Annotated in this window: 16 protein-coding genes and 1 other annotated feature; of the genes, 14 read left to right on the plus strand and 2 right to left on the minus strand. The window is 48.1% G+C overall.

Annotation, left to right across the window (positions count from 1 at the left end; translation table 11 throughout):
• Window positions 1-83 precede the first annotated feature (83 nt).
• Window positions 84-491: a sigma-w pathway protein ysdB gene (locus ACFO5U_RS03035; protein WP_377276605.1), complete on the minus strand. Its 408-nt coding sequence runs from the start codon at window positions 489-491 to the stop codon at window positions 84-86.
• 87 nt (window positions 492-578) lie between these two features.
• Between ACFO5U_RS03035 and ACFO5U_RS03040 the strand changes: the two genes are divergently transcribed.
• The 8 genes from ACFO5U_RS03040 to pheT all read left to right on the plus strand — a co-directional run bounded on the left by ACFO5U_RS03040 (window position 579) and on the right by pheT (window position 8207).
• Window positions 579-1064 carry a dUTP diphosphatase gene (locus tag ACFO5U_RS03040; protein WP_377276607.1) on the plus strand — a complete coding sequence of 162 codons (486 nt, stop codon included), beginning with the start codon at window positions 579-581 and terminating at the stop codon, window positions 1062-1064.
• A 71-nt stretch (window positions 1065-1135) separates the two neighbouring features.
• Window positions 1136-2224 (plus strand): M42 family metallopeptidase, encoded by a 1089-nt coding sequence (locus tag ACFO5U_RS03045; RefSeq protein WP_377276609.1) that lies wholly within the window; start codon window positions 1136-1138, stop codon window positions 2222-2224.
• Window positions 2225-2492: 268 nt separating this feature from the next.
• Window positions 2493-2693 (plus strand): helix-turn-helix transcriptional regulator, encoded by a 201-nt coding sequence (locus ACFO5U_RS03050; protein ID WP_377276611.1) that lies wholly within the window; start codon window positions 2493-2495, stop codon window positions 2691-2693.
• 2 nt (window positions 2694-2695) lie between these two features.
• Window positions 2696-3190 carry a hypothetical protein gene (locus tag ACFO5U_RS03055; protein ID WP_377276612.1) on the plus strand — a complete coding sequence of 165 codons (495 nt, stop codon included), beginning with the start codon at window positions 2696-2698 and terminating at the stop codon, window positions 3188-3190.
• Complete coding sequence (locus ACFO5U_RS03060; protein WP_377276614.1) at window positions 3187-3630, plus strand: small multi-drug export protein; 444 nt, start codon at window positions 3187-3189, stop codon at window positions 3628-3630. The genes ACFO5U_RS03055 and ACFO5U_RS03060 overlap by 4 nt, the downstream gene beginning before the upstream one ends.
• 51 nt (window positions 3631-3681) lie before the next feature.
• On the plus strand, window positions 3682-4455 hold the full coding sequence (locus tag ACFO5U_RS03065) for a TrmH family RNA methyltransferase (RefSeq protein ID WP_377276616.1): 774 nt from the start codon (window positions 3682-3684) through the stop codon (window positions 4453-4455).
• Window positions 4456-4492: 37 nt separating this feature from the next.
• Window positions 4493-4720 (plus strand) — a binding site (T-box leader).
• A 37-nt stretch (window positions 4721-4757) separates the two neighbouring features.
• Window positions 4758-5795, plus strand: a complete 1038-nt coding sequence (pheS, locus tag ACFO5U_RS03070; protein ID WP_377276618.1) for a phenylalanine--tRNA ligase subunit alpha — start codon at window positions 4758-4760, stop codon at window positions 5793-5795.
• Window positions 5796-5807: 12 nt separating this feature from the next.
• On the plus strand, window positions 5808-8207 hold the full coding sequence (gene pheT, locus ACFO5U_RS03075) for a phenylalanine--tRNA ligase subunit beta (protein ID WP_377276620.1): 2400 nt from the start codon (window positions 5808-5810) through the stop codon (window positions 8205-8207).
• Between the two features lie 134 nt (window positions 8208-8341).
• Here pheT and rnhC read toward each other — a convergent pair whose 3' ends face one another.
• Window positions 8342-9274, minus strand: a complete 933-nt coding sequence (gene rnhC, locus ACFO5U_RS03080) for a ribonuclease HIII (RefSeq protein WP_377276622.1) — start codon at window positions 9272-9274, stop codon at window positions 8342-8344.
• 82 nt (window positions 9275-9356) lie between these two features.
• Here rnhC and zapA point away from each other — a divergent pair, with 82 nt between their 5' ends.
• The 6 genes from zapA to ACFO5U_RS03110 all read left to right on the plus strand — a co-directional run bounded on the left by zapA (window position 9357) and on the right by ACFO5U_RS03110 (window position 16651).
• Window positions 9357-9617: a cell division protein ZapA gene (gene zapA / locus ACFO5U_RS03085; RefSeq protein ID WP_377276623.1), complete on the plus strand. Its 261-nt coding sequence runs from the start codon at window positions 9357-9359 to the stop codon at window positions 9615-9617.
• 6 nt (window positions 9618-9623) lie between these two features.
• Window positions 9624-10160, plus strand: a complete 537-nt coding sequence (locus tag ACFO5U_RS03090) for a CvpA family protein (protein ID WP_377276625.1) — start codon at window positions 9624-9626, stop codon at window positions 10158-10160.
• A gap of 60 nt (window positions 10161-10220) precedes the next feature.
• On the plus strand, window positions 10221-11924 hold the full coding sequence (polX, locus tag ACFO5U_RS03095; RefSeq protein ID WP_377276626.1) for a DNA polymerase/3'-5' exonuclease PolX: 1704 nt from the start codon (window positions 10221-10223) through the stop codon (window positions 11922-11924).
• Window positions 11925-11937: 13 nt separating this feature from the next.
• Window positions 11938-14298, plus strand: coding sequence for an endonuclease MutS2 (locus ACFO5U_RS03100; protein WP_377276627.1), 2361 nt, complete (start codon window positions 11938-11940; stop codon window positions 14296-14298).
• 22 nt (window positions 14299-14320) lie between these two features.
• On the plus strand, window positions 14321-14734 hold the full coding sequence (locus ACFO5U_RS03105; protein ID WP_377276629.1) for a DUF350 domain-containing protein: 414 nt from the start codon (window positions 14321-14323) through the stop codon (window positions 14732-14734).
• 225 nt (window positions 14735-14959) lie between these two features.
• A complete protein-coding gene (locus ACFO5U_RS03110) occupies window positions 14960-16651 on the plus strand; it encodes an AMP-binding protein (protein WP_377276630.1) in 1692 nt (563 codons plus the stop codon).
• Window positions 16652-16654: the final 3 nt, after the last annotated feature.

The following is a 16654-nucleotide window of genomic DNA, read 5'->3' on the forward strand; positions in this document are numbered from 1 at the left end:
ATTAAAGAAAAATTGGCCGGCATGAGTCCGGTGAATTACCGAATTCATGCCAGCCAATTAGCTGCATAACTAAAACTCTAACTTTAAGGGGTCACTACCCAGGCTTCTCCTTCTTTTTTCATCAATTGTTCAATTGGGCTTTTCCAGGAAATATCCGCGTCCGGGTAATTCATGTGAATTTCTTTTTCCAAAAAATGAAAGTCTTCTTTCGTGAAGCCGATCAATTTATCCGGAGTCTCAGTCCATACGAAGATAGACACGACATCAAAAGCATCCTTGGTCGTCCCCAAATATTTCTCACCTTCGAATTGGACACCGCGCAAAGCGATAAAAAAGTTTTTCCGGACGTTCCGTACATCGTCGTGAAAATAATAAGTGCCGGACTCCAGTGCTGCATCGAGCTTTCGTTTCGGGTCGAAAATGAATTTCAGGAGACGGTAAAACATATAAATGATCAAGGCGATTATAATCAAGCGGATCAAAAATGCCATCGTTATGCCCCCTAACAGAATAGTCTTGTGTATAATACGTAACAGAAGCGATGAAGTTTCAATATTTTTTGGAAAAGGAGCAAGTTTATGAACTTACAAGAGCTATTTCATATGCAACGGGAATTGGATCGTTACATCCAGTCAAACCGAAATGTCGAGGTGCCAATATTCCAAAAAAAGGTGCTGGCGCTTCAAGTAGAGCTGTCTGAACTTGCGAACGAAACCAGATGCTTTAAGTTCTGGAGCACAAAAGGACCATCACCCAAAGAAACTTTGCTGGAAGAATACGTCGATTGCATCCATTTTCTATTATCGCTCGGAATTGAAAAAAACTTCGATGAGCTGAAGGAATGGCCTAGACCGCTTGAAGAACAGGATTTAACCGAATTGTTTTTGGCTGCTCATGCAAGAGTCGGCCAATTTGCAGAACGGGCCGAGTTTGAGTCGTACAAAACTTTATGGCAAACATTCGGTGCGATCGCTACAGCATTAGGGTTCAGCTACGAGGAAGTACTGCAAGCTTATATTGAAAAAAATGAAACCAATTACAAACGCCAGCAAGAAGGCTATTAAAAGAATTTTTTGATAACATTGGCGCATTCCTATATAATGGAACAGCAATGACTATTTAGGAGGTCGAAATAATGTCGAAACTAGATGAAACACAACAAATGTTGAAAGATCTTACGGATGCGAATGGCATCCCCGGCAATGAACGCCAATCCCGTGAAGTCATGAAAAAATACATAGCCCCTTTTGCCGATTCTGTTGAAACGGATAATTTAGGCAGCTTGATCGCGAAAAAAGAAGGGCTTGCAGACGGACCTAAAGTGATGGTCGCCGGCCATTTGGATGAAGTCGGATTCATGATTTCCCAAATCGACGACAAAGGTTTCTTGAGATTCCAAACAGTCGGCGGCTGGTGGAACCAAGTCATGCTCGCACAGCGCGTGACGATCACGACGAGAAGCGGCAAGGAAGTGACAGGCGTCATCGGCTCGAAGCCGCCGCATATCCTGTCACCGGAAGCGCGCAAAAAACCGGTGGAAATCAAGGACATGTTCATAGATATCGGTGCATCTTCCCGTGAGGAAGCAAAAGAGTGGGGCGTAACGCCAGGCGATATGGTGACACCTTATTTCGAATTCACGGTCATGAACAATGAAAAGCTATTGATGGCAAAAGCATGGGATAACCGCATCGGTTGTGCGATCGCCATCGATGTTTTGAAAGGCTTGAAAGGCGTCGACCACCCGAACGTCGTATATGGCGTTGGAACGGTCCAGGAAGAAGTTGGCCTGCGTGGTGCGAAAACTGCGACTGCATTTATCCAACCGGATATTGGCTTTGCTGTCGATGTTGGGATTGCCGGAGACACACCGGGAATCACGTCAAAAGAATCCAATAGCAAAATGGGCGATGGTCCGCAAATCTTGTTATTTGACGCATCAATGGTCTCTCACCGAGGCTTGCGTGAATTGGTGCTCGATACAGCGGAAGAATCAGGGATTCCGTATCAGTTCGAAACGATTGCAGGCGGCGGAACAGATGCCGGTTCAATCCATTTGACTGCCAACGGCGTACCTGCGCTGGCGATCGGTGTAGCGACTCGCTATATCCACTCACACGCAGGCATCCTGCACCGCGACGATTACGAGAATGCAGTAAAATTGATCATTGAAGTGATCAAAAAACTCGACCGCGACACCGTAACGAAAATTACATTTGATTGATTATGAAGCCCGGCCGATGCCGGGCTTTTTCTTATGGAAATATATAGAACATATTGAGAATGGAGTTCGTATCTAGAGTCGCGCAAACCAATTCCAGCCATCTTTATCCACATACTTTACCAAGGAAGCGATTCCCCAATTAGTAAATGCCGCGATTCCTTATTGATTTACAAAATCCGAATCGATACATATGTTAGGTAAACTTGACTTAATGTTAATTATACATTACATTATGTTATATAAACTATACATGAATCGAGGGTTGCCAATGTTAAGGAATCGTGTCAAGGAACTGCGGGCAAGATATGGCTATACCCAAAGCGAGCTGGGCAAACAAGTAGAAGTGACGCGGCAGACCATTGCGTTCATCGAAAAAGGCGAGTTTTCGCCGTCGATCACTTTGGCATTAAAGCTGGCTAATGCCTTGCAGGTTGACGTAGGAGAATTATTTTGGTTGGAGGAGGAGTAAACATGAAACAGGATTTCCGCATGACCTATCCGTTATGGAATATGGCATTTATTTTCATACTTGCAGTTATGGCTGTAGGCTTGACGTCGAATTTTGTCACCGTCACTCAGACAGACACGAGCTTAAGCATAGAAGCCCAGGCATTTGATGGATTTTTAACGTTCGTTGCACTGGCTGTTTACCTCGTGCTGATCGTCGTTTATCTGTTTGTATTAAGGTCTCATAACAAGCATCATCCAGATAAAAGAATCTCTCCGTTCTCGATGCGTCCGCCGGAATATATGGAGGAAGACGAAGGAATGACTTTCATTACGAGAAAAGCGGTCCAGAAAGTCTACACGTTCATGACTTGGGCGTTGCCGCTTTTAGCCGTCTTCATCATGGTCGCACCGGTTCCACGCCTTTACATCGTATGGGGAATATTAGCTCTCGCTTTTGGCCAAAACTTGATTTATTATTTGGAAATCCGCAAACATTTTAAGGAGGAGACGGAATGATTTATGAATATGCCTTGATTTTTATCGGAGCGGCGATTCCATGGTTTGAAATCGCGCTCGTCATTCCGCTTGGCATCGTCTGGGGCTTGTCGCCTAGCATGGTGATGCTTGTGGCATTCATCGGCAATATGCTGACGGTGCTCATGTTGATCATCGGCTTTGATAAATTTCGTGACTGGTATACAAAGCGCCAGGAAGCAAAAGGAAAAGCGGCATCGAAGAAAAGCGAACGAGCAGTACGCATCTGGAATAAATACGGCTTGCCCGGTCTGTCGCTTCTAGGACCCATTCTAATCGGCACACACATCGCGGCATTCATCGGTATGACGTTAGGTGCGACCAAGCGCAATACGACCGTCTGGATGGTCATCAGCATCGGTGTTTGGACGCTCGTTTTCGGCATCGTCACGGCGCTCGGCTTTGATTTCTTTACAGCGTAAACTGTGCCTATGCTATACTGAAGCTATTCTGAAAAAAGTGGTGAACGTATTATGAAGCGAATTGAATCTTTGCAAAACTCAATCGTCAAACACTGGAAAAAATTGAGTACGACACGAAAAGAACGCGACAAGTTCGCGGAGTTTCTGATCGAAGGCTTCCATTTGACGGAAGAGGCATTGACCAAAAAAGAATTGATCAAAGGCTTGATTGTCCGTGAAGGCACAACGATTCCGGACAATTGGGACATAGAAGGTGTGCCGCTTTATGTCGTGACGGCACAGATCGCCAAGGAGATTGCAGAAACCGAACACACTCAAGGCATTTTCGCGCATTGCGCACAGCCTGAGTTTGACGCGGCGCAGCAAGAACAATGGCAGACGCTGTTATTGGTGGATGCCGTCCAAGATCCGGGCAATGTCGGCACGATGATCCGCACAGCGGCGGCGGCAGGCATCGATGCAGTAGTTCTCGGAAAAGGATCGGCGGATGCGTTCAACCCGAAAACGGTGCGCTCGGCGCAAGGTGCACATTTCCAGGTGCCGATCGTTAAAGGCGATTTGTTCGATTGGGTCGGAAATTTGAACGGCCGGGACATTCCGGTGTACGGTACGGCGCTGCACAAATCCGTGCCGATGTACGAAGCCGAGTCCCAGCAGCAGTTTGCGCTTATTGTCGGCAATGAAGGAAGCGGCGTCGAACCGCAGCTTTTGGAGCAGACGACACAAAATCTCATGGTGCCACTATATGGGCCTGCCGAGTCGCTGAACGTGGCGGTGGCGACGGGAATTTTGCTTTATAGCCTCATTGTGAAAACTGGTGTTTGATTAACCGGCGAAAGTTCATTATAATTGAATAGAAATAACAAAAGCATCGACCGGGAAAAGTATGTTGTTCCACTGCATCCAAGGAAGTCCGCCCTCGACTGAAAGCGCGGATATGCAGAGACACCAGAAGTTCACCCCGCGAGCTGTCTGACGGGGACCGGCCGCGTGCCGTAAAGTCAGACCGGTGAAGAGCCGTTAACGAATCGAGTGATCGCATGAGTGCGATAACTAGGGTGGTACCGCGAATCAATGCCTCGTCCCTTTTTGGGGCGGGGCTTTTTTATGTTCAAGGAGGAGAGAAAATGGAAGCAAGATTGCAGGAATTGAAAAATGAAGCACTTGGAAAAATTGAATCGGCACAAACGGTCAAACAATTGACCGAAGTCCGTGTGGCGTATTTAGGGAAAAAAGGACCGATTACCGATGTTTTGAAAGGCATGGGCAAATTGCCGGCAGAAGAACGCCCTAAAATGGGTGCACTCGTCAACGAAGTGCGCGGAGAAGTGACGGAATCTTTGGATGCCCGCATGGTCATTTTGGAAGAACAGGCGATCAATGAAAAACTGCAGCGGGAAACGATTGATATTTCGTTGCCGGGCCGTCCTGCCAAAACAGGCAATCCACATCCGCTGACGCGTGTGGTGGAAGAAATCGAAGACTTGTTCTTGTCGATGGGCTATGAAATCGCAGAAGGGCCGGAAGTGGAAAAAGATTATTATAACTTTGAAGCACTCAATTTACCGAAAGGCCATCCAGCACGTGATATGCAGGATTCCTTCTATGTAACAGAAGATATTTTGCTGCGCACACATACATCGCCCGTACAGGCTCGCACGATGGAAGCGAAAGGCGGCAAGCCGATCAAGATCATCTGCCCGGGTAAAGTGTACCGACGCGACAATGACGATGCGACTCATTCGCATCAATTCACGCAAATCGAAGGACTCGTTGTCGGAGAAGACATCCGCATGAGCGATTTGAAAGGGACTTTGTCCGTATTCGCCAAAAAAATGTTCGGAGAAGACCGCGAAATCCGTTTGCGCCCAAGTTTCTTCCCGTTCACTGAGCCATCTGTTGAAATGGATATTTCCTGCTTTAAATGCGGCGGTGACGGCTGCAACGTCTGCAAAAAGACCGGCTGGATCGAAATTCTCGGCGCCGGCATGGTGCACCCAAACGTGCTGGAAATGGCTGGCTACGACTCGAAGCGCCTGACCGGATTTGCATTTGGCATGGGGCCGGAGCGCATCGCGATGCTGAAGTACGCGATTGAAGACATCCGCCATTTCTACACGAACGATGTCCGCTTCTTAACGCAATTTCAACGAACGGAATTATAAGGAGGAACCTTCATGTTAGTATCAACAAAATGGTTGAAAGAATACGTAAATACACAAGATTTGCCCCCTGCAGAACTAGGGGAGAAAATCACGCGTGCAGGCATCGAAGTCGACGCGGTGATCGACCGTTCGGAAAGTTTGGCGAACTTGGTCATCGGTTATGTGACGGAATGTGCGAAGCATCCGGAAGCAGATAAATTGTCAATTTGCCAAGTGGATGTCGGGGGCGGGGAAATCGACCAGATCATCTGCGGAGCAGCGAATATTGCACAAGGGCAATCGGTCATCGTGGCACGTCCGGGTGCGAAACTTCCCGGCGGCATGAAAATCAAAAAAGCGAAACTGCGCGGCGAGGAATCAAACGGCATGATCTGCTCGCTTCAGGAACTCGGCATTGAATCGAAACTCGTGCCGAAAAATTACGCAGAAGGCATTTACGTATTGCCTGAAGCTGCAGAACCAGGCACCGATGTTGTGTCCTATCTCGACTTGGACGATACGGTCCTTGAACTGGGCTTGACGCCGAACCGTGCAGATGCGATGAGCATGCTCGGTGTCGCGTATGAAGTCGGCGCCATTTTGGAAGAAGCAGTGAGCTTGCCGAATATTGAGTATGCTGAAGCAAATGACCGTGCAGAAAGTATGCTGAGCTTGGAAATCAATGCACCTGAAGCAAACCCGTTGTACGTCGCAAAAGTTGTCCGCAACATTACGGTGAAAGAATCGCCGATTTGGCTGCAGCAGCGTTTAATGGCTGCAGGCGTACGCCCTCACAATAACGTCGTCGATGTGACGAACTATGTATTGATGGAATATGGACAGCCTTTGCATGCTTTTGACTATGATTCACTTGGCACTGGCAATATCACCGTGCGCCAGGCGAAACAAGGCGAGAAAATTACGACGCTCGATGATACGGAACGGTCATTGTCCCCGCATCATTTGGTTATCACCAATGGCAAAGACCCAGTCGCGCTTGCCGGCGTGATGGGCGGGGCGAACTCAGAAGTGAGCGATAGCACGACGACGGTCGTCATCGAATCGGCTTATTTTGCGGCTGATTCGATCCGCCGGACATCAAAAGACCATAACTTAAGAAGCGATGCGAGTTCACGTTATGAAAAAGGCGTCGACCCGAACCGCGTCATCCCGGCTGCTGAGCGCGCTGCGCAATTATTGGCACAACTCGCTGACGGGGAAGTACTCGGCGGATCGCTCGTATTCGATGAGTTGGATAAGCAAGAGCGCACCGTAAAAGTCTCACCTGACTTCATCAATAGCCGTCTTGGCATGAAAATTCCGTTGGAAGACATGCTCGATATTTTGAGCCGTTTGAAATTTGAAACAGAAGCGGCTAACAATCAATTGATTATCCAAGTGCCGACGCGCCGCCAGGATATCCAAATTGAAGAAGATGTTGTAGAAGAGATTGCCCGTCTTTACGGCTACGACGAAATTCCGGCGACCTTGCCGCGCACTGACGCTACACCAGGCGGACTAAGCCCGTATCAGGCCAAGCGCCGCATTGTCCGCCACTTTTTGGAAGGCGCGGGGCTGCTGCAGGCAACGACTTATTCCTTAAGTTCTGAGCAATCCGCCACTCAATTTGCATTGGAGCCGACCGAAACGACGCGCCTATTGATGCCGATGAGTGAAGAACGCAGCGTACTGCGCCAAAGCCTGCTGCCTCATTTGCTCGAGTCGCTCGCATATAACACAGCCAGACGTACCGATTCAGTCGCTTTGTATGAAACGGGTGCTGTGTTCTTGAAAGGGCAAGACGAATTGCTCGATGAGCAGGAACAATTGGCTATTGTCATGACTGGATTATGGCTTGACCATGGCTGGCAAGGAGAGAAAAAGCCAGTCGACTTTTTCGTCGCCAAAGGCATTGTCGAGGGACTTGCCGAAAAACTTGGCTTTAAATTTTCATTTGAACGCGGCGAACTTGACGGCTTGCACCCTGGCAGAACGGCATTTATCATGTTGGATGGAGCGCGTATTGGCGTGATCGGTGAACTGCATCCGTCCGAGCAGAAAAAACGCGACTTGAAAACAACGATCGCTGTGGAATTGAACTTGGCGACATTGCTGACCTTGGAAACAGAAGGGCTCATCTACACGCCGGTTCCGCGTTACCCGTCAATTTCGCGCGACGTGGCGCTAGTGCTGTCGAAAATCGTAGAGGCACAGTCAATCGAGCAAGTCATCCGCAAAGCGGGCGGCAAGCTATTGAAAGATGTCCGTGTCTTTGATCTGTACGAAGGCGAAGGAATGGAAGACGGCAAAAAATCTTTGGCCTTCTCGCTGACGTATTTTGATCCGGAGAAAACCTTGACGGACGAAGAAGTGAACGCGGCGCATGACAAAGTCATCAATGCGCTCACTGAGTCGGGCGCTGAACTGCGCTAAACAAATTCTCATGGACACTGCCTCTTTGGCAAGCGGCTGAAGCCGTAACCCGAGAATCGGCTCGTGAAATGAAGATTTGAAAAGTCAATGAATGAAAAATGCCTGGAACTCGTGAAGAGCTCCAGGCATTTTTTTCATGTATTCTTTTTCTTTGCCGCTAAGGCTTGCGCTTTTTTAGTGTTGGCGAAATGGACTTTCGTGATGGTTCGGAGAAAAGATTCGCCGCGTGATAAGAGGATTTTTGCGGCGGTCTTGTCAACAATTGCGCCGGCGCCTTTTGGCAAGGTCATGCCGGCAGTTGCGCTGAGCCGGTCCATTTCTTCGAGAAAGGCAACGCGCGCGATGATCGACGCGCAGGCAACCGACACATGGAGGTTTTCCGCTTTTGTGGAAAACAATACATTTTCACGGATGATCTCCGATTCTTTTGCGATGTGTTTATAATAAATGCCACGTTCGGCGAATTGATCGATCAGGATGGCATCCGGTTTCTCCGGAGCGATTTTCCGCAGCACATGCTTGAGCGCCTGATTATGAAGCAATGCCTTGATCTTGCCTTGCGACCAGCCTTGTGACTGCACGTCGTTATATTTCTCATTATTCAAGGTCAGCACGCTATAAGGGAACGACGCTTGCAAATCCGGCGCAATTTTGCGCATATAATCATCCGTCAGCTGCTTGGAATCTTTGACGCCGAGCTCTTTCGCTAATGCGATTTGGTGGGATGGGATAAAGCATGCCGCGACGGTGATTGGGCCGAAAAAGTCTCCGGTGCCGGTTTCATCCGAGCCGAGCACCGATAAGTGTTCAAAATTCGGCGGCAGTTTATCGCCTTTTGCCTGATTTGTTTGTTCGGAACGTTCCGCTGCGCCCCATATTGCGGTTTCCCGATCGGCGCCGGCTCCTTGGAACATCACTTTTCCGGAATTATAGACAGTGATCGTAGCATCCGGCAGTTTGGCGGTAAAGCGGGCGTGGGGATTTTTTGAATTGATTTCCGCTTTTTGGTAATGATTGATCAGTTGTTGAAGCATTTCTTCCGTCAGTTTTAAGACGCTATTCGACATGGGCTCGCCTCTTTCTTATGATTCACAATCCGCTTGTGTTCGTGTTATGATGGTCTATAGAATTCTAAAGGGGGAACGCGCAGTGCAGGAACAGCATAAAATTCGCACAGTCGTTGATATATATGGCCATACATATAAGATGTTCGGTACCGAAACATCCGGCCATATGAGGCTTGTCGCTTCGATGGTCGACAGCAAGATGCGGGAGATTAATGCCGCCAATCCATCGCTTGACCAAGCGAAGCTCGCCGTATTGACCGCAGTAAATGCGACACATGAATATCTTAAACTGAAAGAGCAGCTAGAACAAATGCAAATTGAACTGAATAACTTGAAGGGTTGACGGATAATGCTTGATTTAATTTTATTGGTATTGCTGTTAGCTGGCTTGTTGATCGGCTTTAAACGCGGATTGGTGCTGCAATTTTTCCATATGGTCGGTTTTGTGGTAGCGCTAATTGTCGCTTACACATACTTCCGCCCGCTGGCTGAAAACTTTGTGCTATGGGTGCCGTATCCGACTGTCGATGACAGTTCACGTTTTGCGATCGCAGTCGAGCAATTGAATTTGGATGAAACTTTTTACCAGCTATTGGCTTTTGCATTGATTTTCTTTGTAGTGAAGTTTTTGCTCATGCTGATCGCCTCGATGTTCGATTTTGTAAAATATATACCGGTTCTTGGCTTTCTTAGCCGCATCCTCGGTGCTGTGCTTGGATTTATTGAAGCTTATGTCCTGTTATTTTTCGCAGTCTATGTGTTTGCGCTATTGCCAATCGATGCAATACAAAACCAGCTCGAAAATTCCAGAATTGCCCGTGCACTGCTTGAGCATACGCCTTATTTCTCTGAGAAAGTGAAGGAATGGTGGTATATTTATATGTAGTAGGAACTTCTCTCTTACGAGGGAAGTTTTTTTATGAACCGATAAGGGGGCTTATTTTGGATGAATAAAAAAATTATTATCCGCACCTTGGAAAATATAGCATTATATATGGAATTAAAAGGGGACAACCCGTTTAAAGTATCGGCTTTCCGCAAAGCCGCACAAGCGCTTGAACTTGATCAACGCAGTTTGGACGAAATTGAAGACGTGACCAAGCTGAAAGGCATCGGAAAAGGCACAGGCGACGTCATCACGGAACTTCTCGCCGAAGGTAAATCATCGGTTCTCGAAGAGCTTCAGGAAGAAGTGCCGAAAGGGCTTGTCCCGATGCTGAAGCTGCAAGGGCTTGGCGGCAAGAAAATCGCCAAATTGTATAAGGAACTCGGCGTCGATTCAATGGAAAGCTTGAAACAGGCATGCCTCGACCAGCGCGTGCAGGCACTTCCGGGTTTCGGGGCGAAGTCAGAAGAGAAAATCCTCTTGGAACTTGAGAACTTCGCGACCGACCCAGGCCGCCACCCCATTTGGAAAACGGAAGAAACGGTGGCATTTATCGAGAACTTGCTGACGACGATTTCCGGCATTAGCGATTTTTCAGTGGCTGGCAGTTTCCGGCGCACGAAAGAAACGAGCAAAGACCTTGACTTTATTATCGCAACAGACGACCCTGCTAAGGTGAAAGAGCAGCTGCTTGCCGGATTGCCGGTAACCGAAACTATCGCATCTGGGGATACGAAAGTGTCGGTCGCTGTGGAAGTGGTTGAGCCGATCGATGTCGATTTCCGGCTTGTCGCACCGAAGGAGTTTGCAACGGCACTTCATCACTTTACTGGCTCGAAAGACCACAATGTGCGCATGCGACAGCTCGCCAAAGCCAAAAAAGAAAAAATCAGCGAGTACGGTGTCGAGCAAGAAGATGGATCGATCTTGACATTCGATTCCGAAGAGCAATTTTATGCCCATTTTGATCTGCCGTTCATCCCGCCGACTGTACGCGAAGATGGCCGTGAAATCGACCGCATTGATGAGTTACCGTCGCTTGTTTCGATACAAGATATCCGCGGAGACCTCCATATGCACACAACTTGGTCCGACGGCGCGCATTCTATCAACGAAATGATCGATGCCTGCCGTGAGCGCAACTATGAATACATGGTCATCACCGATCATTCCCAATATCTCAAAGTCGCCAACGGCTTAACGCCTGAGCGTTTGCTCGAACAAAACGCCAAACTGAAAGAAGCCAATGGGCAGTACGGCGATATAGAAGTCATGTCAGGAACAGAAATGGACATTTTGCCGGACGGCAGCTTGGATTTTGATGACGAAGTATTGAGTCAATTGGATTTCGTCATCGCGAGTATCCATTCGAGTTTCCAACAGCCGCAGGAACAAATCATGGCACGCATACTGACAGCGATGAAGAATCCCAATGTCCATATGATCGCCCATCCGACCGGCCGCATCGTTGGCAAGCGTGACGGCTATGACCCGGACGTTGAACAAATTCTCGACTGGGCGAAGCAATACGGCAAGATCGTCGAATTGAACGCCAGCCCGTATCGCCTCGACCTTGCTGTAGAGTGGCTGGTCATGGCGCAGGACAAAGGGGTGCCGGTGGCCATCAATACCGATGCCCATGCAATCGAAGGATTGGACGTCATGGAAACCGGTGTCCGACACGCACAAAAAGCATGGCTGAAAAAAGACAATATCGTCAATACATGGCCGCTTGAAAAACTGAAAGATTTTTTGAAACGATAAAGGAGGAGTTTATATGATCGCGGAGCGCGCATTACGAACTCTCGAATTCTATAAAATCCGTGAAGCTGTGGCAGCGTTTTGCACCTCATCACTCGGCAAAGACTTAGTGAAAGGGCTATTGCCGTCGACAGACATTGCGGAAGTAAACCGTTTGCTAGAAGAAATGGATGAAGCCTACCAAGTTCTGCGCATCAAAAACAATGTGCCGATGGGCGGGATATTCGATATTCGCCCCCATGCCAAACGCGCGCAGATCGGCGGAACCTTGAGCCCAGTGGAATTGATGGAAGTTTCCGCTACCATCAGGGCCAGCCGGATTTTGCGCCATTTTCTGGAAGCAATCGACCAAGAAGGGGATATCAGAATTCCCCATTTCATGGAAAAGAAAGAAAGCATGCCGATTTTGACACAGCTGGAACATGACATCAATGCGTGCATTGATGATAACGGGATGGTTGTCGACAGCGCCAGTGCTGAACTGCGCAGCATCCGACAGTCGCTGCGTGCGCAGGAAAGCCGCGTGCGCGAAAAGCTGGAGAGTTTGATTCGCGGGCGCAATGCCTCGAAAATGCTGTCGGATTCCATCGTGACGATCCGCAACGACCGCTTCGTCATACCGGTCAAGCAGGAATACAGAAGCCATTACGGCGGCATTGTCCACGATCAATCGTCTTCAGGGCAGACTTTGTTTATCGAACCGGATGCGGTTGTGCAGGCCAACAACGAAGTGCGCCGCCTCAAACTGAAAGAAAAAGATGAAATCGACCGCATCTTGCAAATGCTATCCGCCGAAGTGCAGGAAGTCGCCCATGACTTATTCACCTTGGTGGGGGTATTGGCTGAAGTCGATCTCATATTAGCGAAAGCGAAATATGGACAGACGCATAAATGCTCCAAGCCAGACATGAATACAGAAGGTTATATCAATTTGAAAAAAGCGCGCCACCCGCTCATCCCACAGGAAGAAGTCGTGCCGAATGATATCGAGTTCGGCCGCGACATTACGGCTATCGTCATCACTGGCCCGAATACGGGGGGCAAGACCGTTACCTTGAAAACGGTCGGCCTAGCGACATTGATGGCACAAGCAGGCATTCCGGTGCCGGCGCTCGAAGGTTCGGAACTCGCGGTATTCGATCAGATCTTCGCGGATATCGGGGACGAGCAATCGATCGAGCAAAGCTTGAGTACGTTTTCTTCCCATATGGTCAACATCGTCGATATCTTGGAGAAATTCGACGAGAACTCGCTGGTCATTTTCGATGAACTCGGGGCAGGTACCGACCCGCAAGAAGGAGCAGCTTTGGCAATTTCTTTGCTCGATGAAGTTCATGGCAGAGGTGCGCGCGTCATTGCCACCACTCATTATCCGGAACTGAAAGCTTATGGCTATAACCGGGAAGGAGTCGCCAATGCCAGTGTCGAATTCGATGTAGAGACATTGAGCCCGACCTACCGTCTGTTGATCGGTGTTCCAGGCCGCAGCAACGCATTCGAAATTTCGAAGCGTCTCGGCTTGCCCGAGCATATCATTGCACATGCGAAAAGCTTCACCGGCACCGACCGCAAAGAAGTCGATTCAATGATCGCATCACTAGAGAAGAGCCGCCGGGAAGCGGAGCATGATGCCGAAGAAACAAAAGCCGTTCTCGAACAATCGGAACTATTGAAAGACGACTTGGCGAAACGTTTGGCGGATTACGAAAGCCGCCAGGAACAACTGGAAGACAAAGCGAAAGACAAAGCACGGAAAATTGTTGAGCAGGCTCGTGCAGAAGCGGAAGCTGTTATCAGCGAGTTGCGCAAGATGCAGTTGACGCAGCAGACCGGTATCAAAGAGCACCAACTGATCGATGCGAAAAAGCGTCTGGAAAATGCGACGCCTGAAAACCGTGTATTGAAAAAGGCGAAAAAGATCAACGAGCCGGTGCCGTTGAAACCGAATGATGAAGTGAAAGTGCTGTCGTTCGGGCAAAAAGGCACGCTGCTGGAAAAAGTATCCGACCATGAATGGATCGTTCAAGTCGGCATCTTGAAAATGAAGCTGCCTGAGTCAGACCTCAATTACACAAAACCTGAAAAGCAAAAACAAACGCGCACGATGACCACTTTAAAAGGGCGCGACGGCTATACGAAGATGGAACTCGACTTGCGTGGCGAGCGATATGAAGATGCGTTGTCGCGCGTGGAGAAATATTTGGACGATGCGCTGCTTTCGAATTACCACCAAGTATCGATCATCCACGGCAAAGGAACCGGCGCGCTTCGTCAAGGCGTACAGCAGTATTTGAAAAAACATCCGCGCGTGAAAAGCTACCGTTTCGGTGAAGCAGGCGAAGGCGGTTCAGGTGTAACGGTCGCTGAATTAAAGTAAGCACCGGAAAGGAAGGTTGAAGATGTTCGAAGATGGATTTTGGACTCATCCTCTCGTTGAGACGGCAGGATATTTCAGTGTTGTCGTTTTATGCTTGATTGTAGCGATGGCGCTTTTTGAAGCAGTGACGAAATATAACAACTGGGAAGAAATCAAAAGCGGCAACCTCGCCGTGGCGATGGCAACCGGCGGGAAGATTTTCGGCGTCACGAACATTTTTCGTTTTTCTATCGAACAGCATTCCACGCTCCTGGAAATGATCGGCTGGGGCTTGTTCGGATTTACGCTGTTGATTTTTGCCTATATGCTGTTTGAATTTTTGACGCCGAAATTCAAAGTCGATGAAGAGATTGCGCGTGATAACCGCTCAGTCGGCTTGATTTCGATGACGATTTCAATCGGTTTGTCTTTCGTCATTGGCGCAAGTATTTCATAGGAGTTGGAACGCATGGAAAACCTCATTAAAATTTTAATTGTTTTTTGCATCTTGTTCGTATTAGTAGGAATTGTTTTTCTGTTTGTTTTTTAAAAGCGGCCATTGCGCCGTTTTTTTATTAGAAAAAATGATATTAAAAATAAAGTTTGAAAGCGCTGCCATCTTTCTTTATAATAAAATTAGGAATATTCTCATGATTCCGATAAATAAGGGGAGGTAGAAAGTATGTCTAATAAACCGTGGTTGGCTCATTACCCGCCAGAAGTTCCGCACACGCTCACATATCCCAGCATACCGGTACAGGAATATTTGACAAAAGCTTACGAAGATTTTCCACAGAAGACGGCAATTCATTTTCTTGGAAAAGATGTCAGTTACGAGGAGCTTTACCAATCTGCCATGAAGATGGCGAATTATCTCCAAAAGCTCGGCATCCAAAAAGGCGACCGTGTATCCATCATGCTGCCAAACTGCCCACAGGCGGTCATCAGTTTCTATGGAATACTTTATGCAGGCGGTGTTGTCGTTATGACCAATCCGCTTTATACCGAACGTGAAATTTCTTACCAGATGAACGACTCAGGTGCCAAAGCCATCATCTCCCTTGATATTCTATTCCCGCGCATCAATAAAGTGCTGAAAGAAACAAAGCTCGAAAATGTCATCATCACCGGCATCAAAGATTACTTGGCATTTCCGAAAAACCTGGTATATCCATTTATCCAGAAAAAACAATACGGCATGGTCGTGAAAGTCGAGCATCGCGGCCTCAATCATTTGTTTACGGAAATCATGAAAACCGCTAGTCCAAATATTTCAGAGCCGCCGTTTGATTTTGAGGAAGATTTGGCGCTTTTGCAATATACAGGAGGAACGACTGGTTCGCCTAAAGGCGTCATGCTGACGCATCGCAATTTGATTTCCAACGCAACGATGTGCGATGCTTGGCTTTACAAGTCGACGCGCGGCGAAGAAACGATCATGGGTATCATCCCGCTGTTCCACGTATATGGCTTGACGACGGTGTTGATCTTGTCGGTCATGCAAGGGAATAAGATGGTACTGCTGCCGAAATTCGATCCGGAGCAAGCCTTGAAAACGATCAACAAGCAAAAACCGACACTGTTCCCAGGCGCACCGACACTTTATATCGGCTTATTGAACCATCCGGACATCGCCAAATATGATTTGTCTTCTATTGAAGCATGTTTGAGCGGATCGGCGCCACTGCCGACAGAAGTCCAAGAGAAGTTTGAGCGCATCACCGGAGGCAAGCTCGTCGAAGGCTATGGCCTGACGGAAACTTCACCAGTCAGTCACTCGAATCTTGTATGGGGCGAACGGACAAAAGGCTCGATCGGTATGCCGTATCCGGATACAGATAGTGAAATCTTTTTACCAGGAACAACTGAACCGGTTCCAAACGGTGAAATCGGTGAAATTGCCATTAAAGGCCCTCAAGTGATGAAAGGCTACTGGAACCGCCCAGATGATACTGCTGCCACGATTGTCGACGGCTGGTTATTGACAGGGGACCTAGGCTACATGAATGATGAAGGCCAATTCTTTATCGTTGACCGGAAAAAAGACATGATCATAGCCGGCGGCTTTAATATTTACCCGCGTGAGATCGAAGAAATTCTTTACGAGCATGAAGCGATCCAGGAATGTGTCGTTGCCGGAATCCCTGATCCTTATCGCGGAGAAACGGTAAAAGCATACATTGTCCTGAAAGAGGGGTATACTGTTACAGAAGAACAACTCGACAAGCATTGCCGAGAGCATCTGGCAGCATTTAAAGTTCCGCGTATTTATGAGTTCCGCAAAGAACTGCCGAAGACAGCAGTCGGGAAAATCCTCCGCCGCTCATTGGTAGACGAGGAAGTCGCCAAACGGGACGAAGCCGTTCCTTCATAAATC

Source organism: Planococcus dechangensis (genome assembly GCF_042654465.1).
GTDB classification, from domain to species: Bacteria; Bacillota; Bacilli; order Bacillales_A; family Planococcaceae; genus Planococcus; species Planococcus dechangensis.